This is a genomic window from Inquilinus sp. Marseille-Q2685 (assembly GCF_916619195.1).
GTDB lineage: Bacteria > Pseudomonadota > Alphaproteobacteria > DSM-16000 > Inquilinaceae > Inquilinus.
The window spans coordinates 157,192-180,581 of record NZ_CAKAKL010000005.1; the positions used below are offsets into that span (position 1 = coordinate 157,192).

Here is a 23,390-nt window from a genome sequence, read left to right on the forward strand (position 1 = left end):
CGTCATCGGCCAACCCCACTCTCTCGCCGCTTTCCGTTCGAGAGGGGGATCCATGCTTCCGTTCCGCAGCGCCGCCGCGTCCCTGCTGGTCCTGGCCCTGTCCGCCGCCGGCGCCCTGGCCGCCGACGACCCGGCTCCGCAGAGCTATCCGGCGGTGCTGGCCGGCCATGCCGTGCTGCAGGCGATGACCTTCGCGGCGCCGCCGGCCGACGCGCCGGCGATGTTCGCCACCTCCGGCAAGTTCGCCGGCCCGACCCTGGCCCGGATCGACCGGCCGTTCAGCACCGTGGGCACCACCGGCAGCAAGGACGCGGTGCGCGAGACCGGGGTGCTGTTCCCCTTCGTCGGCCAGGCGGTGCAGGGCTTCAGCGGCATCAAGCCGGTCGGCAACGGCGAATATGTCATCATCACCGACAACGGCTTCGGGTCCAAGGCGAACTCGCCGGACGCGATGCTGATGGTGCACCGGGTGAAGCCGGACTGGCAGACCGGGCGGGTCTCGGTGCTGAACACACTGTTCCTCAGCGACCCGGACAGGAAGGTGCCGTTCCGCATCGTCACCGAGGCGACGAAGGAGCGCTATCTGACCGGCGCCGATTTCGACATCGAATCGGTGCAGATGGCCGGCGACCATTACTGGTTCGGCGACGAGCTGGGCCCCTTCCTGATCGAGACCGACGCGGCCGGCCGGGTGCTGACCGTCGTCGACACCACGGTCGACGGCAAGCCGGTGCGCTCGCCCGACAATCCCTACATCACCATGCCGGGCGCCCCCGGCCCGGTGGCGTTCGAATCGCGCCGCAGCAAGGGCTTCGAGGGCATGGCGGCGTCGGAGGACGGCAAGACCCTGTACCCGCTGCTCGAAGGCGGGCTGTGGAACGCGGCCAAGGGCGCACCGGAAACCGACGCCCAGGGCCATGAGGTGCTCCGCGTGCTCGAGTTCGACGTCGCATCGAAGAGCTACACCGGCAAGTCGTGGAAGTACCGGCTCGAGGCCAACGGCAACTCGATCGGCGACTTCAACCTGATCGGCGGCACCCGGGGCCTGATCATCGAGCGCGACCAGGGCGAGGGCGATACGGCCAAGGCCTGCCAGGGCGCGCCGAAGCCGGGCTGCTTCGCCACCCCGGCCAGGTTCAAGCGCGTCTTCCTGGTCGACCTGGCCGATGCGGACGCCGACGGTTTCCTGCGCAAGATCGGCTCGATCGACCTGCTGGCGATCCAGGACCCCGACCACAAGGCGCGCCAGGGCGGGCATGACGGGGTGCTGAGCTTCCCCTTCGTGACGATCGAGAACGTCGCGCGAGTCGACGCCGACCACATCATCGTCGCCAACGACAACAACCTGCCCTTCTCCTCCGGCCGCGCGGTCGACCGGCAGGACGACGAGGAGTTCGTGCTGCTCAAGGTCACCGAACTGCTGAACGCGAAGTAAGCGGTGCTCCGCAATCCCCCTCTGTCATCGCCGGGCTTGACCCGGCGATCCAGGGGCCACCCGGAGCGGCATCGATAGTCCCTGGATGCCCAGGTCAAGCCCGGGCATGACAGGAAGGGAGGCGGGGGTTGGCGGAGCTCAGCCCTCGACGAAGCGCCAGCCCCGGTCGCCCGCCTCGATCCGGCCGATCGGGCTGACATGGCTGCCGGTGACCCGCCAGCCATGCGTGGCCGCCTGCTCCAGCAGGGACCGCCGGGTCTGAACCGCCAGCGCCGGGTCGAGGTCGTAGGTCAGGCCGACCTCCGGGTCCTCGATCTGGGGTGCGCCGAGATGGATGGCATCGGCCCAGATCAGCAGGGCGTCGCGGCCTTCGCCGATCAGATAGCCGCTCTGCCCGGGCGTGTGGCCGGGCAGCGGCACGGCTTCGACGCCCGGCATGCCGTCCACCGGCCCTGGCGCGATGGTCCGGATGCGGCCGGCATAGGCCTGGGTCAGGGTGGCGACGGCCTTGAAGTTGCCGCGCCGGTTCGGCGGAAAGGTCTCGGCCTTGGCCGGATCACTGAAGAAGGCGAAATCCCCTTCCGGGAACAGGATCTCGGCCCGCGGCAGCCAGGCCTGGTCGCCGTCGAGCAGGCCGAGCGCGTGGTCGCCGTGCGGATGGGTCAGCAGCACGCGGTCGACCTGTTCGGGCTGCACCCCCGCCGCGGCCAGGGCCGCGCGCGCCTTGCCGAGCGCCGGGCCCCAATGGTCGCCCGTGCCGGCATCGATCAGCGAGACCCCGTTCTCTCCCCGCAGCAGATAGCAGTTCACGTCGATGCTGATCTTGTCGCCGGGCCAGCCGTCGATCAGGCGCCGGCTGGCGTCCTCGCCGGCGGCATGGATCAGCACGGTCTTCGGGGCCTCAAAAATGCCGTCGAGCAGCACGGTCAGGTCATAACGGCCGAAGCGCCTGGCAGCAGCGGACATGTCGGTTCCTCGCGGCGGAGGGGCTGTCTGCCCGCCCGGGCTCGCCCCATCATCGCCAGGGTAGCCGGGCGACGACGGAGCGGAAGGTGCCGAGACCGGTGGTCTGCTATTACAGGATGAACTTGCTCAGATCGGCGTTCTTGGTCAGCACGCCGACGCGGTCGCGGACGTAGTCGGCATCGATCCGCACCGTCTCGCCGGAGCGGTCGGAGGCGGTGAAGCTGACCTCGTCCAGCAGCCGCTCCAGCACCGTGTGCAGCCGGCGGGCGCCGATGTTCTCGACCGACCGGTTGATCTCCGCCGCCAGGTCGGCCAGCGCATCGATCGCGTCCTCGGCGAAGTCCAGCGTCACCTCCTCGGTGCCCAGCAGCGCCTTGTACTGCTTGATCAGGCTGTGCTCCGGTTCGGTCAGGATGCGGCGGAAATCGTCGCGCGACAGGGGCTGCAGCTCGACCCGGATCGGCAGGCGGCCCTGCAGCTCCGGCAGCAGGGCGGACGGCTTGGCCAGCTGGAAGGCGCCCGAGGCGATGAACAGGATGTGGTCGGTGCGCACCGTGCCGTGCTTGGTCGCCACCTGGGTGCCCTCGATCAGCGGCAGCAGGTCGCGCTGCACGCCCTCGCGGCTGACATCGGCGCCCTGCCGCTCCGACCGCGCCGTGATCTTGTCGATCTCGTCCAGGAACACGATGCCGTTCTGCTCGACCAGGTGGATCGCCTCGGCGGTCACCTTCTCCTGGTCCAGCAGCTTGTCCGACTCCTCCGCCATCAGCACGGCGTGGCTTTCCTGCACCGTCATGCGGCGCGGCTTGGTGCGGGTGCCGAAGGCCTTGCCGAACACGTCGTTGAGGTTGAGCATCCCCATCTGGGCGCCCGGCATGCCCGGGATGTCGAAGGTCGGCAGCCCGCCCCCGGTGTCGGCGACCTGGATCTCGATCTCGCGGTCGTTCAGCTGGCCCTCGCGCAGCATCTTGCGGAACTTCTGCCGGGTCTCGGCCGAGGCGCTCTCGCCCACCAGCGCGTCCAGCACCCGCTCCTCGGCGCGGATCTCGGCCTTGGCCGCGACCTCCTTGCGCAGCGTGTCGCGGGTCATCTTGATCGCGATCTCCAAGAGATCGCGGACGATCTGCTCGACATCGCGGCCGACATAGCCGACCTCGGTGAACTTGGTGGCCTCGACCTTCAGGAACGGCGCGTTGGCCAGCTTCGCCAGGCGGCGCGCGATCTCGGTCTTGCCGACGCCGGTCGGGCCGATCATCAGGATGTTCTTCGGCAGCACCTCCTCGCGCAGCGCCTCGGGCAGCTGCTGGCGGCGCCAGCGGTTGCGCAGCGCAATGGCGACGGCGCGCTTGGCGTCGTGCTGGCCGACGATGAAGCGGTCGAGCTCGGAGACGATCTCGCGCGGGCTGAAATTGGCGGTGTCGGTCATCTTGGGTCCTTCGCGGCCTCGGGTCGGTCGGCGGGCAGGGCCGCGATCACAGGCTTTCCAGCGTGATGTTGTGGTTGGTGTAGATGCAGATGTCGCCGGCGATCTTCATCGCCTTGCGCGCGATGGTCTCGGCGTCGAATTCCGGGTGCTCCATATAGGCCCGGGCGGCGGCCAGGGCGAAGGGCCCGCCGGAGCCGATGCCGATCAGCCCGTCGTCGGGCTCCAGCACGTCGCCGGTGCCGGTCAGGATCAGCGAGACCTGGCGGTCGCACACCGCCATCATCGCCTCCAGCCGGCGCAGGTAGCGGTCGGTGCGCCAGTCCTTGGCCAGCTCGACGCAGGCGCGGGCCAGCTGGCCGGGATGCTTCTCCAGCTTGGCCTCGAGCCGCTCGAACAGCGCCATGGCGTCGGCGGTGGCCCCGGCGAAGCCGGCGATGACGCTGCCGTCGCCCAGGCGCCGCACCTTGCGGGCGGTGCCCTTCATCACGGTGTTGCCGGCGGTGACCTGGCCGTCGCCGGCGATGACGACATGGCCGTTCTTGCGCACGGCGAGGATGGTGGTGCCGTGCCAGGCGGCACTCTCGGAAGACGACATGCAGAAATCCGGAAACGCTGGAGTTGGAACGGGCCGTCCGGCCCGCACCGCCTAGATTGGGCCATCCGGCGGGGGGATCAAGTCTCGGCGACCGTTCCCTGCCCTCCGGGCATGGCTCCTTCTCTGGCGATGCGCCGGGCTTCCTGATAAGACACCTGGGCCATGGACGGAACCCCTGTGAAACCCAGCCAGACGGCGGCCACCCGCTCGGCCCCAACGCGCTCCGCCACCATCGATCGCGCCACCCGCGAGACGCGGATCAGCGCCACGGTCGATCTCGACGGCACCGGCCGCTCCGACATCCAGACCGGTGTCGGCTTCCTCGACCACATGCTGGACCAGCTGGCCCGGCACGGCCTGTTCGACATCACGGTGCGGGCCGAGGGCGACCTCCATATCGACTTCCACCACACCACCGAGGATGTCGGCATCACCCTCGGCCAGGCCTTCGCCAAGGCGCTGGGCGACCGCCGCGGCATCCAGCGCTACGGCGAGGCGCATGTGCCGATGGACGAGGCGCTGTCCCGCGTCGCCGTCGACATCTCGGCCCGGCCGTACCTGGTATGGGACGTCCGCTTCACCCGCGACAAGCTGGGCGAGATGGACACCGAGCTGTTCCGCGAATGGTTCCACGCCTTTGCCCAGAACGCCGGGCTGACGCTGCACGTCGCCAACCTGTATGGCGAGAACAACCACCACATCGTCGAAAGCTGCTTCAAGGCGCTGGCGCGGGCCCTGCGCGCCGCGACCGAGATCGACAGCCGCCGCCCGGACGCCGTGCCCTCGACCAAGGGCACGCTGGGCGGTTCCCTCTAGCCCCGGGACTCCCGCAATGGCCATCGCCGTGATCGACTACGGCTCCGGCAATCTCCGCTCGGCCGCCAAGGCGCTGGAACGCGCCGCGGCGGAGCGCGGGGCGGCGCAGGAGATCATCGTCACCGCCGATGCCGAGGTGGTGCGCCGGGCCGACCGGCTGGTGCTGCCGGGCGTCGGCGCCTTCGGTGACTGCAGCCAGGCGCTGGGCGCCCTGCCGGGGATGCGCGAGGTGCTGGACGAACGGGTGAAGAAGGCCGGCGTCCCGTTCCTCGGCATCTGCGTCGGCATGCAGGTGATGGCCGGCGTCGGCCACGAGCATGGCGACTTCCTCGGCCTCGACTGGATCCACGGCGCCGTGGTGCCGCTGGCCCCGGCCGACCCGGATCTCGTGGTGCCGCAGATGGGCTGGAACAGCCTGGCGGTGGAGGAGGAGCATCCGGTGCTGGACGGGCTGGCCGGCCAGGACGTCTATTTCGCCCATTCCTACGTCATGGTGCCGGCCGACCCGGCCGAGGTGCTGGCGACGGTCGATTACGGCGGGCCGCAGACCGCCGCGGTCGGGTGCGACAACTGGATCGGCGTGCAGTTCCACCCGGAGAAGAGCCAGGCCGCCGGCCTCAGGCTGCTCGGCAATTTCGTGACCTGGACGCCATGACCGACACGGCCGCCTCCGTGCCCGCAGTGTCGGTCGGCCGGCTCGAGCGGTTCCGCAGCAGCGACCTGCACGATCTCTGCGACGCGGCCGAGCTCGCCATCCTCGAAGGCGGCGGCTTCGGCTGGGTCAAGCCGCCGCCGCGCGAGACCATGGAGCGCTACTGGGGCGGCGTGGTGGTGATGCCGGGCCGGCACCTGTTCGTGGGCCGGCTGGACGAGGTCATCGCCGGCGCCATCCAGCTGGTGGAGCCGCCGGCGAACAACGAGGCGCAGTCCTTCGCCGCCGGCGTCACCGGCATGTTCGTCGCCCCCTGGGCCCGCGGCCACGGGCTGGCGCGGATGCTGGCCGAGGCGGCGGAGGCCGAGGCGCGGGCGCGCGGCTACCGCCTGCTGACCCTGGACGTGCGCGAGACCCAGACCGCGGCGATCCACCTGTTCGGACGCTTGGGATTCGTCCGCTGGGCGACGAACCCGTATTATGCCCGCGTGAACGGCCGCCTGATCGGCGGCTGCTACTTCCACAAACCGCTGATCCCGCTGACCGAGGCGGGGCTGGACCCGACGCCATGATCCTCTATCCGGCCATCGATCTGAAGGACGGCCACTGTGTCCGTCTCGTCCGCGGCGAGATGAGCGAAGCCACGGTGTTCAACCTGGATCCCGCGGAACAGGCCAAGGCCTTCGCCGAGCAGGGCTTCAGCTGGATCCATGTGGTCGACCTGAACGGCGCCATCGCCGGACACCCGGTGAATGCCGAGGCGATCGGCGGCATCCTCAAGGCCACCTCGCTGCCGGTGCAGCTGGGCGGCGGCATCCGCGACCTGGAGCGGATCGAGTTCTGGCTCGAACGCGGCGTCGCCCGGGTGGTGCTGGGCACGGTCGCGGTGCGCGACCCGGAGCTGGTGCGCGAGGCCTGCCGCCGCTGGCCGGGCCGGATCGCCGTCGGCATCGATGCGCGGGAAGGCTTCGTCGCCATCGAGGGCTGGGTCAAGACCTCGACCGTCAAGGCGCTGGATCTGGCGCTGCGCTTCGAGGATTCCGGGGTCGCCGCGATCATCTACACCGACATCAACCGCGACGGCGCGATGGGCGGGCTGAACGTCGAGGCCACGGCCGACCTGGCCTTCGCCCTGACCACGCCGGTGATCGCCTCGGGCGGCGCCTCCTCGCTCGACGACCTCAGGGTGATCAAGCGCGAGGAGAAGTCGGGCATCGCCGGGGTGATCTGCGGCCGCGCCCTCTATGACGGCCGGATCGACCCGAAGCAGGCGCTGGCCATCCTGTCCGGTCCGGTGCCGGTGGAGGCCTGAGGCATGCTCAAGGTCCGGGTCATCCCCTGCCTCGACGTCAAGGACGGAAGGGTGGTCAAGGGCGTCAACTTCGAGAACCTGGTCGACGCCGGGGACCCGGTGGAGCAGGCCCGGCACTATGACCGCGAGGGCGCGGACGAGCTGGTCTATCTCGACATCGCCGCGACCAACGAGAATCGCGGCGTGCTGTTCGACGTGGTCCGCCGCACCGCCGAGCAGGTGTTCATGCCGCTGACCGTGGGCGGCGGCGTGCGCAGCGTCGACGACGTGCGGGCTCTGCTTCTGGCCGGGGCCGACAAGGTGTCGATCAACTCCGCCGCCGTGGCCCGGCCGGAGCTGGTGACCGAGGCCGCGGTCAAGTTCGGCCGGCAATGCGTGGTGGTGGCGATCGACGCCAAGCAGGTGTCGCCGGGGAAGTGGGAGATCTTCACCCATGGCGGCCGCAAGGGCACCGGCATCGACGCGGTCGGCTGGGCCGACCGGATGGCCCAGGCCGGCGCCGGCGAGCTGCTGGTGACCTCGATGGACCGCGACGGCACCAAGGAGGGCTTCGACCTCGATCTGCTCAAGGCGATCCGCAAGGTGGTCGGCATCCCGGTGATCGCCTCGGGCGGCGTCGGCACGCTGCAGCATCTGGCCGACGGGGCGCTGGTCGGCGGCGCGACGGGGCTGCTGGCCGCCTCGATCTTCCATTTCGGCACCTATTCGATCGCCCAGGCCAAGCGGCACCTGGCCGAGGCCGGGCTGCCGGTGCGGATGGCGGCATGAGCACGGTCGACGCCCGGGTGCTGGACCGGCTCGCGGCCGTAATCCGGTCGCGGCGGGGCGCGGACCCCGCCTCCAGCTACACCGCCAAGCTGTTCGCCCGCGGCCGGCCGAAGATCGCCCAGAAGCTGGGCGAGGAGGCGGTCGAGACGGTGATCGAGGCGATGCGCGGCGACCCCGACGCGATCGCCGCGGAGAGCGCCGACCTGCTCTACCACCTGCTGGTGCTGTGGGCCGATGCCGGGGTGGCGCCGGAAGCGGTCTGGGCGGTGCTGGAGGCGCGGGAGGGCACCAGCGGCATCGCCGAGAAGGCGGCGCGGCCGACGGAGTGACCGCGCCCGCCCGTGCGGGACAGGGGCCGCGACAACACGTCGCCGCCGGCATGACAAGCGTCGCTGGATGGCGGCTGAATTTCGCCCCGATTCAGCAGCATGTGTCATCATCCATCAGCGAAGACCGTGGAGAGGACGACCGATGGCCTATGATCCGAACAACGTCTTCGCCCGCATCCTGCGCGGCGAGCTGCCATGCAGGAAGGTCTATGAGGACGACCACGTCCTGGCCTTCCACGACATCGGTCCGAAGGCGCCGGTGCATGTCCTGGTCATCCCCAAGGGCGCCTATGTCTCGATGGACGATTTCTCGGAGCGCGCCAGCGATGCGGAGATCGCGGCCCTGACCCGGGCGGTCGGCCGGGTCGCCCGTGACCTCGGCCTGGCCGCGCCCGGCTACCGCATCCTGTCGAATATCGGCGGCGACGGGCACCAGGAGGTGCCGCACCTGCACATCCACATCTTCGGCGGCCGGCCGCTCGGCCGCATGCTGGATCCCGCCATCGCCCCATGACCCTGCCGGTCTCCGCCGAGGCCTCGGCGCCGGCCAGCCGTTCCGGCAGGCCGCGCCGGCGCACCGTCACCCTGGCCCGGACGCTCGCGGTCGCCATCGGCGGCCTGGTGGCGATCGCGGTCGCGGCGGTGCTCGCGATCTACTGGACCACGGCGGCGCGCACCACCTTCGACCTGCTGACCAACCAGGCCGAGATCGGCGTGGCCTCGGTCGAGGCGCAGCTGCGCCAGCATCTCGAGCCGGTGTCGAACGAGCTGGGCAACCTCGCCCTGCTGCTGCAGCAGGGGCGGCTCGACCCCGGCGACACGGGGCAGTTCTCGGCCATGCTCACCGGCGCGCTGGCGGCTTCGCCGCAGGTGCGCTCGATCGCCTATCTGACCGAGGATGCGCGCATCCGCGGCGTCACCCGCCAGCAGGACGGCAATTACGAGACCTTCGACCAGCAAAACGAGACCGAGCAGAGCCACGAGGCGCTGGCCGAGGCGGCCGGCAAGGTCGACGCCTATTGGGGCGAGATCCTGTATCTGCGGGACGGGCCGCACGCGACGGTGATGAACCTGCGCCAGCCGGTGCGGCGGAACGGCCAGCTGGTCGGCGTGCTGTTCGCCGTGGTCACGGTGCAGGACCTGTCGAAGTTCCTGGCGCGGGTGTCCAGCGACCCGTCGCAGGTGCCCTTCATCCTCTACGGCGAGGATCGGGTCCTGGCCCATCCGCGCATGGCCGCCGACCCGCCGCCGGCCTCGGTGGAGGAGCCTCTGCCGCGGCTCGACCAGGTCGGCGACGACCTGCTCGCGGCGCTGTGGACCAAGGGGGCGCCGGTCACCGTGCGCAATCCGCGGGTGCGGATCCGCGAGGTCCAGATCGGCGACCAGGATGAGATCTTCCTCTACCGCACCATCTACGGCTTCGGCCCGACCCAGCTGATCCTCGGCATCCATGTGCCGGGCGACGCGATCGGCGCGGAGGTCTGGCGGGTGATCCGCGCCGGCCTGGCGGGCCTGGCGGTGATGGTGCTGGCGATCATCGTCGGCGTCTTCGTCGGCCGCATGATCGCGCGGCCGGTGCGCGCCTTCTCCGACCAGGCGCGGGCGGTGGGGACGCTGGAGTTCAGCCAGCTGAAGCCGCTGCCCGGCAGCGTGTTCAAGGAACTGAACGAGGGCGCCCAGGCCTTCAACACCATGCTGGTGGGGCTGCGCTGGCTGGAGACCTATGTGCCGAAAAGCCTGGTCCGCCGCCTGATCGTCAAGGGCGACGGCGAGGACGTGGTCTCGATCGAGCGGATCATGACGGTGATGTTCACCGACATCGCCAATTTCAGCGCGGCGGCGGAGCGGCTGCCGGCGGCGCGGATCGCGGCCTATCTGAACGAGCATTTCGCCATGCTGGCGCGCTGCGTCGAGGCCGAATCCGGCACCATCGACAAGTTCATCGGCGACTGCCTGATGGCGTTCTGGGGCGCGCCGGAGAAGCTGAAGGACCATGCGCCGCGGGCGGCCCGGGCGGCGCTGGCCATCGCCGCGGGGATGCAGGCCGAGAACGACCGCCGTGCCGCTGCCGGCCGGCCGCGGCTGAAGCTGCGCATCGGCCTGCACAGCGGCCCGGTGGTGGTCGGCAACATCGGCGCGCCGGGCCGGACCAACTACACCATCGTCGGCGACACGGTGAACATCGGCAACCGGCTGGAGCAGCTGGGCAAGGTGCTGTCGCGCGACGAGGAGACGACGATCCTGATCAGCGCCGAGACCGCGGCGCTGCTGGGCCCGGAATTCGAGATGGAGAGCCTGGGCCCGCGCCGGGTCCGCGGCCGCAACGGCGAGGTAGAGATCTTTCGGCTGATCGGGATCAAGCCGGCGGCTTGATCCGTCCCGCTTCGCACCGCAATTCCGCCACCTTGGTCCCCCTGAATCGGACCCAGCCAGGGAGGGGGAACAACCATGTCATCCGATCGCGATCTGGGAATGGGCCGGCCGATCAGCCGGCGCGATTTTCTCGACGGCGTCGCCCTGACCGTGGGCGCGGCGGCGCTGGGCGGGCCTTTCGCGCGCAGCGCCTTCGCCGCCGGACCGGCCGCCTATCCGCCGAAGCTAACCGGCCTGCGCGGCCATCACGAAGGCTCCTACGCCGTCATGCACTCGGTGCGCGACGGCACCTTCTGGGACAAGGCCGGGGCGCCGGAGCCGACCGGCGAGCGCTACGACCTGGTGGTGGTCGGCGGCGGCATCTCCGGCCTCGCCGCCGCGGTGCTGTACCGCCAGCAGGCTGGGGCGGATGCGAAGATCCTGGTGATCGAGCCGCATGACGATTTCGGCGGCCACGCCAAGCGCAACGAGTTCACCAGCGCGAGCGGCCGCACGATCCTCGGCTATGGCGGGTCGCAGTCGCTGCAGACCCCCAGCTATTTCAGCCCGGCGGTGAACGCGCTGTTGGCCGATATCGGAATCGAGCCGAAGCGGTTCGAGCAGTATTACGACCAGGGCTGGGCCGAGGCGCGCGGCCTCGGCCGCGCCGTGTTCTTCCCGAAGGAGGTGTTCGGCGCCGACGCGCTGGTGAAGGAGGCCGAGGCCGCCGCCGACTGGGTGCCGCAGACGCCGTTGACCGACAAGGCCAAGCAGGACCTGATCGCCCTGGTCGACTCGCCGGCCGACTACCTGCCGAGCCTGTCGCGGGCGGAGAAGCTGGACCGGCTGTCGAAGACCACCTACGCTCAGTTCCTGACCGATCTGGTCAAGGCCGATCCGCAGCTGGTCGCCTATTTCCAGGGTTCGACCGAGGCCTATTTCGGCGCCGGCATCGACGCGGTCACCTGCGTCGATGCCTGGGCCAACGGCAATCCCGGCTTCGACGGCATGGATCTGGGCGACGGGGCCTATCGGACCATGAGCCCCAGCGGCCGCCTGGCCCGCACCGACCCGGACGACTACATCTACCACTTCCCGGACGGCAACGCCGGGGTCGCCCGGGCGCTGGTGCGGTCGCTGATCCCGGCCGCCATCCCCGGCAATACCATGGAGGATCTGGTTCTCGCCCGGGCCGATTACGGCCAGCTGGATGTCGACGGCCAGCCGGTGCGGATCCGGCTCAGCTCCACCGTGGTGAAGGTAAAGCACCGGGGCGATCCGGCCTCCGCCAAGTCGGTCGAGGTGTCCTACGTCCAGAACGGCAGGCTGCGCACGGTCGAGGCCGGCCATGTGGTGCTGGCCTGCTGGCACCGGGTGATCCCGTTCCTGACCGACGAGCTGCCGCCCGCGCAGATCGAGGCGCTGCGCGATCAGCAGAAGGTGCCGCTGATCTACACCAATGTGCTGATCCGCAACTGGACCGCCTTCTCGAAGCTCGGCATCGACGGCTTCGAGGCGCCGGGCCATTTCTGGTCGGGGGCGGAGATCGACTTCCCAGTCAGCATGGGCGGCTACAGCTTCGCCGACACGCCGGAGGACCCGGTGCTGCTGCATCTCAGCAAGATCCCGCTGCAGCCCGGCCTGTCCTCGCGCGAACAGTCCCTGGCCGGGCGCATCCAGCTGACCCAGCTGACCTTCGAGGAGATGGAGCGGCAGATCCGCGATCTGCTGGGCCGGGCCCTGTCCGACGGCGGCTTCGACCCGGCGCGCGACATCGAGGCGATCACTGCGAACCGCTGGTCGCATGGCTACGCCTATGAGTACATGCGGCCCTGGGATGCCTTCTGGCCGGACGGCCCGCTGCCGATCGTGGCGGCGCGCAAGCCCTGGGGCCGGGTCGCGATCGCCAACGCCGATTCCGGCGCTTATGCCTATGTCCATTCGGCGATCGACCAGGCCACCCGGGCGGTGCGCGAGCTGCTGGGCACGCCCGACGGCGCCCCGGCCTTCGCCGACTTCCCCGGCCCGCCGCGCGACCAGCTTGGGCTTCTCTAGGAGGGCACGCGCCGCGGCGCCGGCGGCTCGGCCGAAGCCGATCCCGCCCGTCCTCTGGTATTGACCAGGACCACTCCGGCGATGGCGACGGCGCCGCCCAGCAGGGTCTGCGGCCCCGGCGTCTCGCCCAGCAATGGCACGGCGATCGCGGTCGCGACCGGCGGCACCAGGTAGAGGAAGTTGGTCGCCCGCGCCGCGCCGAAATGGCCCAGCGCAGTGGTCCAGGTGGCATAGCCGATCGCCGCCGGCAGCACGCCGAGCCCGATCACAGTCGCGACCGTGGCTGCGCCGGCCTGCGGCAGTTCGCCCGCGGCGTCGGGCAGCCAGGGCGACAGCCACAGCGCGCCGGCCAGCAGCGTCCAGGCCGTGCAGGCCAGGGCGCCGTGCCGCGCCACCAGCGGCTTCTGCAGCACGACGTAGCAGGCCATGCACAGCGCCGACCCCAGCACCAGGCTGGCGCCGGCGCCGAAGGCCAAGCCGCCGGGCTGGGCCGAGGCGATCAGCGCGATCCCGGCGAAGCTGACCAGCGTGCCGGCCCAGCCGCGGGCGCCGAAGCGCTCGCCCAGCGCCAGCCGGGCCAGCAGCGCGGTCAGGATCGGCGCGGTGTTGACGATGAAGCTGGCGGCGCCGGCCGCGACGGTCCGCTGACCGGTGTTCAGCAGGATGTTGTAGGCGGCGATGCCGATCAGCCCGCACAGGGCGAAGCGCAGCAGGTCGGGCAGCGCCGGTCGCTGCGGCCGGCGCCAAGCCAGCCAGCCCAGCACCAGCAGCGCCGCCACGGCGAAGCGGGCGGCGGCCAGCGGCACCGGCTGCAGCTCGCGCAGCGCCAGGCGGATCGCCGGGAAGGCCGCAGCCCAGGACAGGACGGTGACGGCCACGGCGGCATAGGGGGCCAGGGGGGCTCGGCTGGACACGGAGGGCACCTCGGTCGACGCAGGCTTCCGTTCTGGCACCGGCCGGGTTGTTGACATAGGGCACCGATCGAGCGCGAGCTGTGTGCATGGATCACAGCTCGCCGCCACAGCGCCCGCCGCTCGACAGCCTCGACACCGTCTGCGTCGTCGCCCGCCACGATTCCTTCAGCGCGGCGGCCGAGGCGCTGGGCCTGACCCATGGCGCGGTCAGCCGGCGCGTCGCCGCGGTCGAGGCCTGGCTCGGCACCGCCCTGTTCGAGCGCCACGGCCGCGGCGTGCGCCCGACCCCGGACGGGCAGCGCTTCGTGTCGCGGGTCGAGGCGGCGTTCCGGCTGATCGACGAGGCGGCGGTGCGCTGGCGCCGCCGGCGCGGGCCGGAGGTGGTGCGGATCAGCGTGGTGCCGGGCTTCGCCAAGCTCTGGCTGTTCGAGCGGCTGGCGGCGCTGGAGCAGGGCGACCCGGCGCTGCGGGTCGAGATCGCGGTCGAGGGGCGCAACGCCGATGTCGAGGGCGGCGAGGTCGACCTGGCGGTGCGCTACGGCGCCGGCACCTGGCCCGGCGTCCAGGCCGTCCGCCTGCTGCCCGAGCGGCTGTATCCGGTGGCCCGTCCCGACTTGGCGCGGCGGTTCGGCCCGTCGCCGGAGGGGCTGCTGCAGGCGCCGCTGCTGCACGATTCCGACCTGACCGGCTGGCGCGCCTGGTTCGGATCCTGCGGCATCACGCTGAAGCCGCGGCCGCAGGACCGGCGCTTCGAGGACTACACGCTGGTGCTGGCGGCGGCGCAGGCCGGGCTGGGCATCGCCCTGGCGCGGGCGCCCTTCTCCGACCGCGCGGTCGAGGCGGGCGGCCTGATACGGCTGGGCGGGCACGAGGCGCCGAGCCCGCTGGCCTACCACCTGCTGACCCGCACCGGCGGCGCCCGGCCGGCGGTGCAGGTGCTGATGCAGCGAATGATCGACCTGGCGGCCATGTAGGTTGGGTTCGCGGCACGCGAACCCAACCTACGGCATTGGCTAACCCGCCCGCACCTGCTGCAGCAGGGTCGTCGTGGCGAAGCCGTCCGGGACCAGGCCCTTGGAGGTCTGCCAGGCCCGGATCGCGCCGCGCGTCGCCGGCCCGATCAGCCCGTCCGGGTTGCCGCCGGTGGAGAAGCCCCGGGCCGCCAGCAGCGACTGCAGCTCCATCACCTCGCTGCGCGACAGCGGCTGTTCGTCGCGCGGCCAGGACCCGACGATCGGCCCGCCGCCGGCCAGCCGGTCGGACAGCGTGGCGACCGCCAGCGCGTAGCTGGTGGAGTTGTTGTACTTCATGATGACGCCGAAGTTCGGGCCGACCAGGAAGGCTGGGCCGCGGGCGCCCGCCGGGGTGATCACCGAAGCGTCGCCCAGCGCCGGCAGGCTGCGGCCGGAGACCGGCTTCACGCCCAGCGCCGCCCATTGCGCCACCGGCCGCCTGGTGCTCAACTCCGCCACCGAATAGTCGAAGCCGGGCGGCAGGGTGACCTCGACGCCCCAGGGCTGGCCGCGCTGCCAGCCCGATTGGGCCAGGTAGTTGGCGGTCGAGGCCATGACGTCGGGGATGCTGCCCCAGATGTCGCGGCGGCCGTCGCCATCGGCGTCGACGGCGGAGCTCAGGAACACCGTGGGCAGGAACTGGGTGTTGCCCATGGCGCCGGCCCAGGAGCCCAGCATGCGGTCGCGGCTGATGTCGCCCTGCTGCAGGATCTGCAGCGCGGCGAACAGCTGCTCCTTGGCCCAGTCCTGGCGGCGGCCCTCATAGCCCAGCGTGGCCAGGGCGTCGATCACCTCGGTCGACCCGAAGTTCTGGCCGTAATTGCTCTCGATGCCCCAGATCGCGGTGATGATCTCCTTCGGCACGCCATAGCGCTGCTCCGCCGCATTGGCGGTGGAGGACCATTGCGCCAGCATCGCCTGGCCGTTGCGGATGCGGTCGGGCGAGACGGCGCTGTCGAGATACGTCCAGACCGATTTGGTGAATTCCGACTGCGACTGGTCGGAATCGATCACCCTGGGCAGGAACTGCACGGTGTCGAAGGCGGTAGCCAGCGTCGCCTGGCTGATGCCACGCGCCGCGGCCTCGGCCCGGAACGCCGCCACCCATTGCTGGAATCCCTGCGCCTCGGACTGGGCCGGGAAGGCCGCCGAGGCGCCGGGCGTCGGGGTCGGCACCACCGGCTGGCCCTGGCCCGAGCTCTGGCAGCCGGCCAGCAGCACCACCCCGGCCAGCACCGCCATCCGCGTGGTCATCGACATGGGCCTTCTCCGCGATTTCCGAATCAATCGGTGAACGTCGCGGCAAAGTGCCCGGAGATCAAGGCCGGAAGGCGGCAAGGGCGCCGCAACTAGGAGGGCTTGGTAGCCGCCGCCGCGGTCCAGGCGACCTCGCCCCTGGTCCGGCGCATGTAGAAATCCATGCGCTCCCGGACGGCCGGCGACGGATCGTGCAGCATCCTGCTCGCCGTCTCCTGCAGCCCCGCAAGCGCGTCCGCATGCTTGATGAAAGCATCGGCGGCCAGCTTCCTGACCACGACCGACCGATCGGCCGCTCCGACGGAGACGAGATCGGTCAGCGGGACCGCGTGCTCGATGGGCCGCTCCTCGAACGCCAGGACGCGCCGGCTGCGCCCCAGCGACTTGTCGAGCCATTCCTGCCTGAAGCCGACCGGCCAGATCCCGCGTCTCTCGACCAGGGACTGCAGGGCGATCGCCCGAATGGCCGGTTGCACCGCGGTCTCGAGGAGGGCCGGGAGGTGTCGGTCCATGTCGGGCGACCGCAGGGCCTGTCTCATGGCGCTGCTTAGGGCGCCGGCGGCTTCGGTCCGGAAGATCAACGCGAGCTGGTCCACGACATCCGGCCGGAACAGGGCGACGTCGAGCGCGGCGGCTTCCGCACCCCAGCGCTTCCAATGCTGTCTTTGCGTCAGGAGATAGAGGGCGGCGGTCGCAACAACGGATGGCGGGGTTCGAGGAAAGACACGCCGCGCGCAGGCCTGGGCGGCGATCCGCACCGGCTCCGCCCAGTCGTTCAGGCGATACGCGAGGGCGGCGAACAGAAAGGCGGTGGGCGGCGGATCGCCGATCCGGTGTAGAGCCGCTTCGCGCAGCCGTCCGTCGCCATGAAAGATGTAGAGCCAAGTCAGGCCAGGGGTGGCGTCCAACGCCTCGCGCTCGATCCCGATGGGGGAGACCGACCGCCAGAAACGCCGGCTGATCGGCTGCCGATAATAGAATCGGCCGAGCAGAGGGATTTCGCTCGCTGCGCTCGCGATGGCGGCCGGAAGCACCGCGGCCGTCATCTCGCTGAAGCGCCGGGCATCGTCATTGATGGGCTCGTTCCGAATGAGTCTCGCGGAGATCTCCTGGACGAGCTGCTGGAGCACCTCCGGGAGGACGGAGCTCTTTCGATCGGTCAGCAGACTGGTGTATCGCCGAACGCGGGGCATCCCGGCAGCATGCCAGCAAGTTCCCTCATTCTGAAGCGGTAGCCCATGCCGGGCCGGCCGGTCACCCCTGCGGCGCGCCGGGGAAGGCGTCGAGCGGGATCTTGAGGTAGCGCCGGCCGTCGCCCTCGGGCTCGGGCAGGCGGCCGCCGCGGATGTTGACCTGCAGCGCCGCCAGCATCAGCGCCGGCAGCGGCAGCGTCCGGTCGCGGTCCCGGCGCAGCGCCACGAACTCGGCCTCCGACACCGCGGCGACATGGATGTTGCGCTCCTTCTGGTCGGCGACGGTGCTCTGCCAGCGCGGCTCGCGCCCGTCCGGCTGGTAGTCGTGCCCGGTGAACAGGCGGGTGTCGTCCGGCAGAGCCAGGATCCGCTGGATCGAGGCCCAGAGCTGGCGCGCGTCGCCGCCGGGGAAGTCGGCCCGGGCCGTGCCGCCATCGGGCATGAACAGGGTGTCGTGGATGAAGGCGGCGTCGCCGACGAGGTAGGTGATCGAGGCCATCGTGTGGCCCGGGCAGAACATTACCTCCGCCTCCAGCGACCCGATGCGGAATCGGTCGCCGTCGCGGAACAGCCGGTCCCAGCCCGAGCCGTCGGCCGGCTGGTCCGGCAGGTTGTAGATCTCGCGCCACAGCGCCTGGACGCCCGCGACCTTCTTGCCGATCGCCGTTGGCGCGCCGGTCTTCTCCTTCAGATAGGCCGCCGCGGAGAAGTGATCGGCATGCGGGTGAGTGTCGAGGATCCAGGCGACCCGCAGCCCGGACCGCGCGACATGGTCGAGGATCAGGTCCGCGTTGCGGGTCGAGACGGTGCCGGATTTCAGGTCGAAGTCCAGCACGGGGTCGATGATCGCGCAGTCGCCGGTCCCGGGATCGGCCACGACGTACTGCATGCTGCAGGTCCGCGGGTCGAAGACGGCGTGGACGACGGGCGGCGCGCCGGCCGGTGTCATGATTGATCGCTCGCGGATGCTCGTGGAAGATTCTCCGGCCATGGTGGCAAAATAATCCCCCAAAGGGAATTTCAACCTGATATGAACACCAAGGGCAGAGTTCCAAATTGTAGCCCGTCTCGACAACAATAACACAATAAGCGGCGCGGATCTATTTCATGGGATCGCGCGGTAGCTTGCGAGGATTGACATTTGATCTCCGTCCAATTTCGCGAAATGACGCAGCGAAGCGACCGGGCAGATGCAAAAGACAGAATGACGTGCGAGCTCTCTGCCGATGGCCGCTAAAAATCCGGAGTCTCGTCCTCAGCTGCGGGCGCGCAGCTCGGCCTGGGCGCGGCCGATGATACCGGGATAGCGCTTGTCCGGATACCACGGCATCGCGGCGATGCGGTCGAAGCCGGGGATGGTCTCCATGTGCCGCAGCATGCGGCGGCGCATCTCCGCGTCGGGCAGGGGGCCGCGCAGGGCGGCGATGTTCTCGGCGGCGTGGTCCGGGTCGGCGGTCGCCGGCAGGGCGCAGGTCACGGCCGGGTGCGCGATCACCCATTTCAGGAAATACGCCGCCCAGCTGCGGATGCCGAGCTCGGCAGCGAAATCGGGCAGGGCCCGGCCTTCGACGACCTTGAACAGGCGCGCCTTCTCGAACGGCATGTTGGTCAGGACCGCGGTGCCGCGGTCGGCGGCGGCGGGCAGCACCCGCTCCTCCGCGCGCCGGTTGAAGATCGAGTAGTTGACCTGGACGACATCGAGATCGCCGCGCTCGACCCAGCCGGCCAGTGGCTCGAGATAGGCGCTCTCGTAATGGGTGACGCCGAGAAGGCGGATCCGCCCTTCCTTCTTCCAGGCACGCAGATAGGGGACGATGACGTCGACATTGACCAGGCTGTGGCACTGCATCAGGTCGATCCGGCCGCGCCACAGCCGGTCCTCCGACAGCCGCAGGCTGCGCAGGGCGTGGCTCTCATCGGCCAGGAAGTCGCCGGTCGCCCAGATCTTGTTGGCGACAAAGATCCGGTCGCCGATGCCGAGCGCGGTGGCGAAATCGCCGACCGTGGTCTCCGCGGTGCCGTAGAGGGGCGAGGTGTCGACCACCCGGGCGCCGCCCTCCCAATACCGGCGCAGCACCTCGCGCAGATGGTCGCGCGGCGCGCCCGGCAGGGTGTCGAAGGTGAGGAAGGTGCCGAGGCCGATCGCCGGCAGCACCTCACCGGTGCGCGGCACGGTGCGGGTGATGATGCCGTCTGCGGCCGCAGGCTGCTGGGCGCGGATGGCTGGGGAGCCGAGCAGCGCCGGCGCCGCGGTGAAGAGGCCGAGCGCGCCACGCATCAGGCCGCGCCGGTCGGTGGGGAGGAAAGGGTCCTGTCGCATCGCCGTGATCCGTTCCGGATATGTGCGATGCGGACTCTAGCGGCCGCCCCCGAGGGGGATGCGCCGGATCCTGACCCGCCTGCGCTGGATCCTGACCCGATCCGCGGGGGCGGGATGCGTCGGCGGGGCACACTGACAGTCGAGGCAGCCGCGCCTATCCTCGGCGCGTCGGTCGAGAGCGGAGCACCGCATGGCCTATGAGCGCAGGATCGAGCCGCGGGCCACCGGCTGGCGCAGCTTCGCCTGGGCCGGCGGCGTCTTCGATACGGCGCGCCGGCCCTACACCGAGGCGGTCGAGGGCACGATCCTGATCCCGCATCACCTGGTGCTCGTCACCCTCGCCGGCGGGGCGCGCCATCAGGAGGTGGTCTCGTCCTGCGGCCACCGCTATGTCGGCAGCGACCGGCCGGGCGCGGTGTCCTTCGTCCCGGCCGATTGCGAGCGCCGGCTGCGGCTGCGCGGGGTCGAGTCGGAATGGGCCTCGATTTCGCTCGACCCCGCGCTGCTGCAGGACGAGGTGTTCGAGCCGGCGGGGCGATCGCTGGACGGCGCCGCCTTCACCAACCAGGAGGCGCCGTTCCTGGCCGGCATGGTGGCGGAGGCCGCGCGTCTCGCCACGGAGGGCGGGCTGGACCGGGCCTATGGCGAGGCGATGTCCTGGGCCCTGGCCCATCACCTCCTCCGGCGCTACGGCCGCGTGACGTCCACCGGCGGCCCGCGCCGCTGGGCGCTGCCGCCCTGGCGCCTGCGCCGCATCGCCGACTATGTCGACGCCCATCTCGGCGCCGAGATCCGGATCGCCGATCTGGCCGAGCTCGTCGGGCTCTCGCCCGGCGGACTGCACCGGGCGTTCCGGTCGACGACGGGGCAGACGCCGCTGGCCTTCATCAACGACAGACGGATCCGCCGCGCCATGCGGCTGCTGGAGACCGGCGGCGGCTCGATGGCCGAGATCGCGCTGTGCTGCGGCTTCGTCAGCCCCAGCCATTTCGCCCGCGTGTTCCGGGGCGTCGCCGGCATGGCCCCGTCGCGCTATCGCGCGGTGAACGGCGCCGGCCCGCGAGACCCGGTCCAGCATCCGGATGGGACCGGATGCCGCAGTGGCCCGGCGGCATAGGACGGTCACCGGATTCCCTGGCACAGTCGTACGACAAACGGATCGTATCCTTCTCCTTCCCGGATTCCTGGACCCGGCGCGCAGGCGGCGGTCCGCCGTGCATGGCCGGTCGCAGAGACGGAGCTGTCCATGGCTGTCGAACTGAACATCAATGGCCGGACCGAGCGCATCGACGCGCCGCCGGAGATGCCCCTCCTGTGGGCGCTGCGCGACGAGCTCGGGCTGGTCGGCACCAAATTCGGCTGCGGCGCCGGGCTGTGCGGCGCCTGCACCGTGCATCTCGACGGCGCCGCCGTGCGCGCCTGCCAGACCGCGATCGGCGATGTCGGCAGCGGCAAGATCGTCACCATCGAGGCGATCGGCGCCACTGACATCGGCGCCCGGCTGCAGCAGGCCTGGCTGGCCTTCGACGTGATGCAGTGCGGCTACTGCCAGGCGGGACAGATCATGTCCGCCGCGGCGCTGCTGGCGACCACGCCGGCGCCCGGCGACGACGACATCGATGCCGCCATGGCCGGCAATCTCTGCCGGTGCGGCACCTATACCCGCATCCGCACCGCCATCCACAAGGCGGCCGAACGGAAGGCGGCGGAAGGGAGTGCCGGCTGATGGGACACATCCTTCCCGACACCGGCCCCATGAACGGCAGTCTGGGGCGGCGCGCCTTCCTCAAGGCCTCGCTGCTGGCCGGCGGCGGCCTGCTGATCGACGCCACCCTCCCCATTCCCGCCGGCGCGGCGACGGGGGAGGGCGGCGGGACGCTCGGCGCCTTCATCGCCATCGCGCCGGACGGACGGGTCACGATCACCGGCAAGAACCCGGAAATCGGCCAGGGCATCAAGACGTCGCTGCCGATGATCATCGCCGACGAGCTGGACGTCGACTGGGACCAGGTCACCGTGACCCAGGCGATGGTGAACGAGGCCGCCTACGGCCCGCAGACCGCCGGCGGCAGCCGGGCCACGCCGGCCAACTGGATGCCGATGCGCCAGGCCGGCGCGGCGGCGCGGGCGCTGCTGGTCGACGCCGCGGCCCGGCGCTGGGGCGTGCCGGCCGACGGCATCACCACCCGGTCGGGCCGGCTGCTGCATGACGCCAGCGGGCGGAGTCTGGGCTATGGAGAGGTGGCGGCCGAGGCCGCGGCGCTGCCGATGCCCGATCCGGGCAAGGTCCGGCTGAAGGACCCGGCCGAGTTCCGCGTCATCGGCAAGCCGATCGGCGGCTGCGACAGCCCGAAGGTGGTGCGGGGCGAACCGATCTTCGGCATCGACACCCGGCTGCCGGGCATGCTGTACGCGGTGTTTGAGCGCTGCCCGGTATTCGGCGGCACCCTGAAATCCGCCGATCTCGACGCCGCCCGCGGCCAGCCGGGCGTGCGCCAGGTGTTCGCGGTCAAGGGCAACGGCCGGCCGGAGAGCCTGGTCGACGGCATCGCGATCCTGGCGACCAACTGGTGGCTCGCCAACCAGGCGCGGCAGGCGCTGAAGGTCGAATGGGACGAGGGGCCCGGCGCCGCCCAGAGCAGCGACGGCTATGACGCCCAGGCCAAGGCCCTGTTCGACGGCACGCCGCAGGTCGAGCTGTTCCGCGCCGGCGATGTCGAGGGCGCACTGGCCGGGGCGGCCAGGCGGATCTCGGCGGACTACGCTTATCCCTACCTGTCGCACGCGCCGCTGGAGCCGCAGAACTGCACCGCGCTCTGGCGCGAGGACGGAACGCTGGAGCTGTGGGCGCCGAGCCAGATGCCGCAGCGCGGCCGCGGCCTGGTGGCCGAGGCGCTGGGGTTGAAGCCCGAGGCCATCACCATGCACATGCCGCGCATCGGCGGCGGCTTCGGCCGGCGGCTGATGAACGACTATGTGATGCAGGCGGCGGCGATCGCGCGGCAGGTGCCGGGCACGCCGGTCAAGCTGGTGTGGTCGCGGACCGAGGACATCCAGCACGATTTCTATCGCCCGGCCGGCTGGCACCGCTTCACCGCCGGCTTCGACGCGGCCGGCAAGCCGACCGCCTTCGCCGCCCATTTCGTCACCCTGACCCGGGGCGGCAAGCCGGTGTCGGGCGGCGAGTTCGACTTTCAGGAGCTGCCGGCGCTGATGGTGCCGAACCTGCTGTTCGCCCAGTCCGGCATCGACAGCGTGGTGCCGACCGGGCCGATGCGGGCGCCGCGGTCGAACGGTCTGGCCTGGGCCTACCAGTCCTTCCTCGACGAGGTGGCGCAGGCGTCCGGCACCGACCTGCCGACGCTGCTGCTCGGGCTGCTCGGCGAGCCCCGGGCGCTGCCGCCGCGGCCAGGATCGCAGGCGCAGTTCCACACCGGCCGCGCCCGCGGCGTGATCGAGAAGGCGCTGGCGATGTCGAACTGGCCGGTCCGGCCGGTGGCGGGCAGCGGCAAGGGCTTCGCCTTCTACTTCTGCCATCTCGGCTATTTCGCCGAGGTGGTGGAGGCGGCGGTGGCGCAGGACGGCACGATCACGGTGCCGCGGGTCTGGGTGGCCGGCGACATCGGCAGCCAGATCGTCAACCCGTCGGGCGCCGAGAACCAGGTGCGCGGATCGGTGATCGACGGGCTCGGCCAGGCGCTCGGCGGCCTGTCGATCAGGCTGACCGGCGGCCGGGTCGAGCAGGAGAACTTCGACACCTACCCCCTGCCGCGGATCCCGGGCACGCCGGACATCGCGGTCGAGTTCGTGGCCAGCGACGTCCCGCCGACCGGCCTGGGCGAGCCGGCGCTGCCGCCGGTGATCCCGGCGCTGTGCAACGCGGTCTTCGCCGCCACCGGCAAGCGGGTCCGCAAGCTGCCGCTGGACACCGCCGGCTTCACCCGGGCGGCGTAGGCGCAAAGAAAAAGGGCGGCCCGAAGGCCGCCC

At 70.9% G+C, this 23,390-nt stretch carries 22 protein-coding genes; 14 read left to right on the forward strand and 8 right to left on the reverse strand.

The window, feature by feature from the left end; translation table 11 throughout:
* The first annotated feature begins 52 nt into the window (after nt 1-52).
* Nucleotides 53-1,435, forward strand: coding sequence for an esterase-like activity of phytase family protein (locus tag LG391_RS22905; RefSeq protein WP_225770363.1), 1,383 nt, complete (start codon nt 53-55; stop codon nt 1,433-1,435).
* A gap of 138 nt (nt 1,436-1,573) precedes the next feature.
* Here the strand turns inward: LG391_RS22905 and LG391_RS22910 are convergent, their stop codons facing one another.
* The 3 genes from LG391_RS22910 to hslV all read right to left on the reverse strand — a co-directional run bounded on the left by LG391_RS22910 (nt 1,574) and on the right by hslV (nt 4,422).
* Nucleotides 1,574-2,401, reverse strand: coding sequence for an MBL fold metallo-hydrolase (locus LG391_RS22910; RefSeq protein WP_225770364.1), 828 nt, complete (start codon nt 2,399-2,401; stop codon nt 1,574-1,576).
* 109 nt (nt 2,402-2,510) lie between these two features.
* Nucleotides 2,511-3,827 (reverse strand): ATP-dependent protease ATPase subunit HslU, encoded by a 1,317-nt coding sequence (gene hslU, locus LG391_RS22915; RefSeq protein WP_225770365.1) that lies wholly within the window; start codon nt 3,825-3,827, stop codon nt 2,511-2,513.
* Nucleotides 3,828-3,873: 46 nt separating this feature from the next.
* Nucleotides 3,874-4,422, reverse strand: coding sequence for an ATP-dependent protease subunit HslV (gene hslV / locus LG391_RS22920; protein ID WP_225770366.1), 549 nt, complete (start codon nt 4,420-4,422; stop codon nt 3,874-3,876).
* Between the two features lie 162 nt (nt 4,423-4,584).
* Here hslV and hisB point away from each other — a divergent pair, with 162 nt between their 5' ends.
* The 9 genes from hisB to LG391_RS22965 all read left to right on the forward strand — a co-directional run bounded on the left by hisB (nt 4,585) and on the right by LG391_RS22965 (nt 12,706).
* Nucleotides 4,585-5,238 carry an imidazoleglycerol-phosphate dehydratase HisB gene (hisB, locus tag LG391_RS22925; RefSeq protein ID WP_225770367.1) on the forward strand — a complete coding sequence of 218 codons (654 nt, stop codon included), beginning with the start codon at nt 4,585-4,587 and terminating at the stop codon, nt 5,236-5,238.
* Nucleotides 5,239-5,254: 16 nt separating this feature from the next.
* Nucleotides 5,255-5,893, forward strand: a complete 639-nt coding sequence (gene hisH, locus LG391_RS22930) for an imidazole glycerol phosphate synthase subunit HisH (RefSeq protein ID WP_225770368.1) — start codon at nt 5,255-5,257, stop codon at nt 5,891-5,893.
* Complete coding sequence (locus tag LG391_RS22935; protein WP_225770369.1) at nt 5,890-6,462, forward strand: GNAT family N-acetyltransferase; 573 nt, start codon at nt 5,890-5,892, stop codon at nt 6,460-6,462. Before hisH ends, LG391_RS22935 begins: the two co-directional genes overlap by 4 nt.
* Nucleotides 6,459-7,202 (forward strand): 1-(5-phosphoribosyl)-5-[(5-phosphoribosylamino)methylideneamino]imidazole-4-carboxamide isomerase, encoded by a 744-nt coding sequence (gene hisA, locus LG391_RS22940; RefSeq protein ID WP_225770370.1) that lies wholly within the window; start codon nt 6,459-6,461, stop codon nt 7,200-7,202. Before LG391_RS22935 ends, hisA begins: the two co-directional genes overlap by 4 nt.
* A gap of 3 nt (nt 7,203-7,205) precedes the next feature.
* Nucleotides 7,206-7,970 carry an imidazole glycerol phosphate synthase subunit HisF gene (gene hisF, locus LG391_RS22945; RefSeq protein WP_225770371.1) on the forward strand — a complete coding sequence of 255 codons (765 nt, stop codon included), beginning with the start codon at nt 7,206-7,208 and terminating at the stop codon, nt 7,968-7,970.
* Nucleotides 7,967-8,299, forward strand: a complete 333-nt coding sequence (locus LG391_RS22950; RefSeq protein WP_225770372.1) for a phosphoribosyl-ATP diphosphatase — start codon at nt 7,967-7,969, stop codon at nt 8,297-8,299. The genes hisF and LG391_RS22950 overlap by 4 nt, the downstream gene beginning before the upstream one ends.
* 142 nt (nt 8,300-8,441) lie before the next feature.
* Nucleotides 8,442-8,813: a histidine triad nucleotide-binding protein gene (locus LG391_RS22955; RefSeq protein WP_225770373.1), complete on the forward strand. Its 372-nt coding sequence runs from the start codon at nt 8,442-8,444 to the stop codon at nt 8,811-8,813.
* Nucleotides 8,810-10,672 carry an adenylate/guanylate cyclase domain-containing protein gene (locus LG391_RS22960; protein WP_225770374.1) on the forward strand — a complete coding sequence of 621 codons (1,863 nt, stop codon included), beginning with the start codon at nt 8,810-8,812 and terminating at the stop codon, nt 10,670-10,672. Before LG391_RS22955 ends, LG391_RS22960 begins: the two co-directional genes overlap by 4 nt.
* A gap of 75 nt (nt 10,673-10,747) precedes the next feature.
* Nucleotides 10,748-12,706, forward strand: coding sequence for an NAD(P)-binding protein (locus tag LG391_RS22965; protein ID WP_225770375.1), 1,959 nt, complete (start codon nt 10,748-10,750; stop codon nt 12,704-12,706).
* On the opposite strand, the gene LG391_RS22970 is transcribed toward LG391_RS22965, so the two are convergent.
* Complete coding sequence (locus LG391_RS22970) at nt 12,703-13,620, reverse strand: DMT family transporter (protein ID WP_225770376.1); 918 nt, start codon at nt 13,618-13,620, stop codon at nt 12,703-12,705. The two genes, LG391_RS22965 and LG391_RS22970, sit on opposite strands and share 4 nt — an antisense overlap.
* A gap of 86 nt (nt 13,621-13,706) precedes the next feature.
* Here LG391_RS22970 and LG391_RS22975 point away from each other — a divergent pair, with 86 nt between their 5' ends.
* Entirely contained in the window at nt 13,707-14,594 is an 888-nt protein-coding gene (locus tag LG391_RS22975) for a LysR substrate-binding domain-containing protein (protein ID WP_225770377.1), read from the forward strand.
* Between the two features lie 39 nt (nt 14,595-14,633).
* On the opposite strand, the gene LG391_RS22980 is transcribed toward LG391_RS22975, so the two are convergent.
* The 4 genes from LG391_RS22980 to LG391_RS22995 all read right to left on the reverse strand — a co-directional run bounded on the left by LG391_RS22980 (nt 14,634) and on the right by LG391_RS22995 (nt 19,403).
* Entirely contained in the window at nt 14,634-15,893 is a 1,260-nt protein-coding gene (locus LG391_RS22980; protein ID WP_225770378.1) for a lytic murein transglycosylase, read from the reverse strand.
* Nucleotides 15,894-15,982: 89 nt separating this feature from the next.
* Entirely contained in the window at nt 15,983-17,020 is a 1,038-nt protein-coding gene (locus LG391_RS22985) for a hypothetical protein (RefSeq protein WP_225770379.1), read from the reverse strand.
* A 124-nt stretch (nt 17,021-17,144) separates the two neighbouring features.
* A complete protein-coding gene (locus LG391_RS22990; protein WP_225770380.1) occupies nt 17,145-18,032 on the reverse strand; it encodes an MBL fold metallo-hydrolase in 888 nt (295 codons plus the stop codon).
* 306 nt (nt 18,033-18,338) lie between these two features.
* Nucleotides 18,339-19,403 carry an aldo/keto reductase gene (locus tag LG391_RS22995; protein ID WP_225770381.1) on the reverse strand — a complete coding sequence of 355 codons (1,065 nt, stop codon included), beginning with the start codon at nt 19,401-19,403 and terminating at the stop codon, nt 18,339-18,341.
* Nucleotides 19,404-19,593: 190 nt separating this feature from the next.
* On the opposite strand from LG391_RS22995, the gene LG391_RS23000 reads away from it, so the two are divergent.
* The 3 genes from LG391_RS23000 (at nt 19,594) to LG391_RS23010 (ending at nt 23,357) form a co-directional block, all read left to right on the forward strand.
* A complete protein-coding gene (locus tag LG391_RS23000) occupies nt 19,594-20,520 on the forward strand; it encodes an AraC family transcriptional regulator (protein ID WP_225770382.1) in 927 nt (308 codons plus the stop codon).
* A 129-nt stretch (nt 20,521-20,649) separates the two neighbouring features.
* Nucleotides 20,650-21,129, forward strand: coding sequence for a (2Fe-2S)-binding protein (locus tag LG391_RS23005; RefSeq protein WP_225770383.1), 480 nt, complete (start codon nt 20,650-20,652; stop codon nt 21,127-21,129).
* Nucleotides 21,129-23,357: a molybdopterin cofactor-binding domain-containing protein gene (locus tag LG391_RS23010; RefSeq protein WP_225770384.1), complete on the forward strand. Its 2,229-nt coding sequence runs from the start codon at nt 21,129-21,131 to the stop codon at nt 23,355-23,357. Before LG391_RS23005 ends, LG391_RS23010 begins: the two co-directional genes overlap by 1 nt.
* Nucleotides 23,358-23,390 lie beyond the last annotated feature (33 nt).

Coding starts and splice junctions, on each gene's coding strand:
- hslU (WP_225770365.1), bottom strand. CDS start 3,827: ATGACCGACACCGCCAATTTCAGCCCGCGCGAGATCGTCTCCGAGCTC.
- LG391_RS22910 (WP_225770364.1), bottom strand. CDS start 2,401: ATGTCCGCTGCTGCCAGGCGCTTCGGCCGTTATGACCTGACCGTGCTG.
- LG391_RS23005 (WP_225770383.1), top strand. CDS start 20,650: ATGGCTGTCGAACTGAACATCAATGGCCGGACCGAGCGCATCGACGCG.
- LG391_RS22950 (WP_225770372.1), top strand. CDS start 7,967: ATGAGCACGGTCGACGCCCGGGTGCTGGACCGGCTCGCGGCCGTAATC.
- LG391_RS22955 (WP_225770373.1), top strand. CDS start 8,442: ATGGCCTATGATCCGAACAACGTCTTCGCCCGCATCCTGCGCGGCGAG.
- LG391_RS22995 (WP_225770381.1), bottom strand. CDS start 19,403: ATGCGACAGGACCCTTTCCTCCCCACCGACCGGCGCGGCCTGATGCGT.
- LG391_RS22960 (WP_225770374.1), top strand. CDS start 8,810: ATGACCCTGCCGGTCTCCGCCGAGGCCTCGGCGCCGGCCAGCCGTTCC.
- hisA (WP_225770370.1), top strand. CDS start 6,459: ATGATCCTCTATCCGGCCATCGATCTGAAGGACGGCCACTGTGTCCGT.
- hisF (WP_225770371.1), top strand. CDS start 7,206: ATGCTCAAGGTCCGGGTCATCCCCTGCCTCGACGTCAAGGACGGAAGG.
- LG391_RS23010 (WP_225770384.1), top strand. CDS start 21,129: ATGGGACACATCCTTCCCGACACCGGCCCCATGAACGGCAGTCTGGGG.
- LG391_RS22980 (WP_225770378.1), bottom strand. CDS start 15,893: ATGTCGATGACCACGCGGATGGCGGTGCTGGCCGGGGTGGTGCTGCTG.
- LG391_RS22935 (WP_225770369.1), top strand. CDS start 5,890: ATGACCGACACGGCCGCCTCCGTGCCCGCAGTGTCGGTCGGCCGGCTC.
- hisB (WP_225770367.1), top strand. CDS start 4,585: ATGGACGGAACCCCTGTGAAACCCAGCCAGACGGCGGCCACCCGCTCG.
- LG391_RS22905 (WP_225770363.1), top strand. CDS start 53: ATGCTTCCGTTCCGCAGCGCCGCCGCGTCCCTGCTGGTCCTGGCCCTG.
- hisH (WP_225770368.1), top strand. CDS start 5,255: ATGGCCATCGCCGTGATCGACTACGGCTCCGGCAATCTCCGCTCGGCC.
- hslV (WP_225770366.1), bottom strand. CDS start 4,422: ATGTCGTCTTCCGAGAGTGCCGCCTGGCACGGCACCACCATCCTCGCC.
- LG391_RS22965 (WP_225770375.1), top strand. CDS start 10,748: ATGTCATCCGATCGCGATCTGGGAATGGGCCGGCCGATCAGCCGGCGC.
- LG391_RS22990 (WP_225770380.1), bottom strand. CDS start 18,032: ATGACACCGGCCGGCGCGCCGCCCGTCGTCCACGCCGTCTTCGACCCG.
- LG391_RS23000 (WP_225770382.1), top strand. CDS start 19,594: ATGGCCTATGAGCGCAGGATCGAGCCGCGGGCCACCGGCTGGCGCAGC.
- LG391_RS22975 (WP_225770377.1), top strand. CDS start 13,707: ATGGATCACAGCTCGCCGCCACAGCGCCCGCCGCTCGACAGCCTCGAC.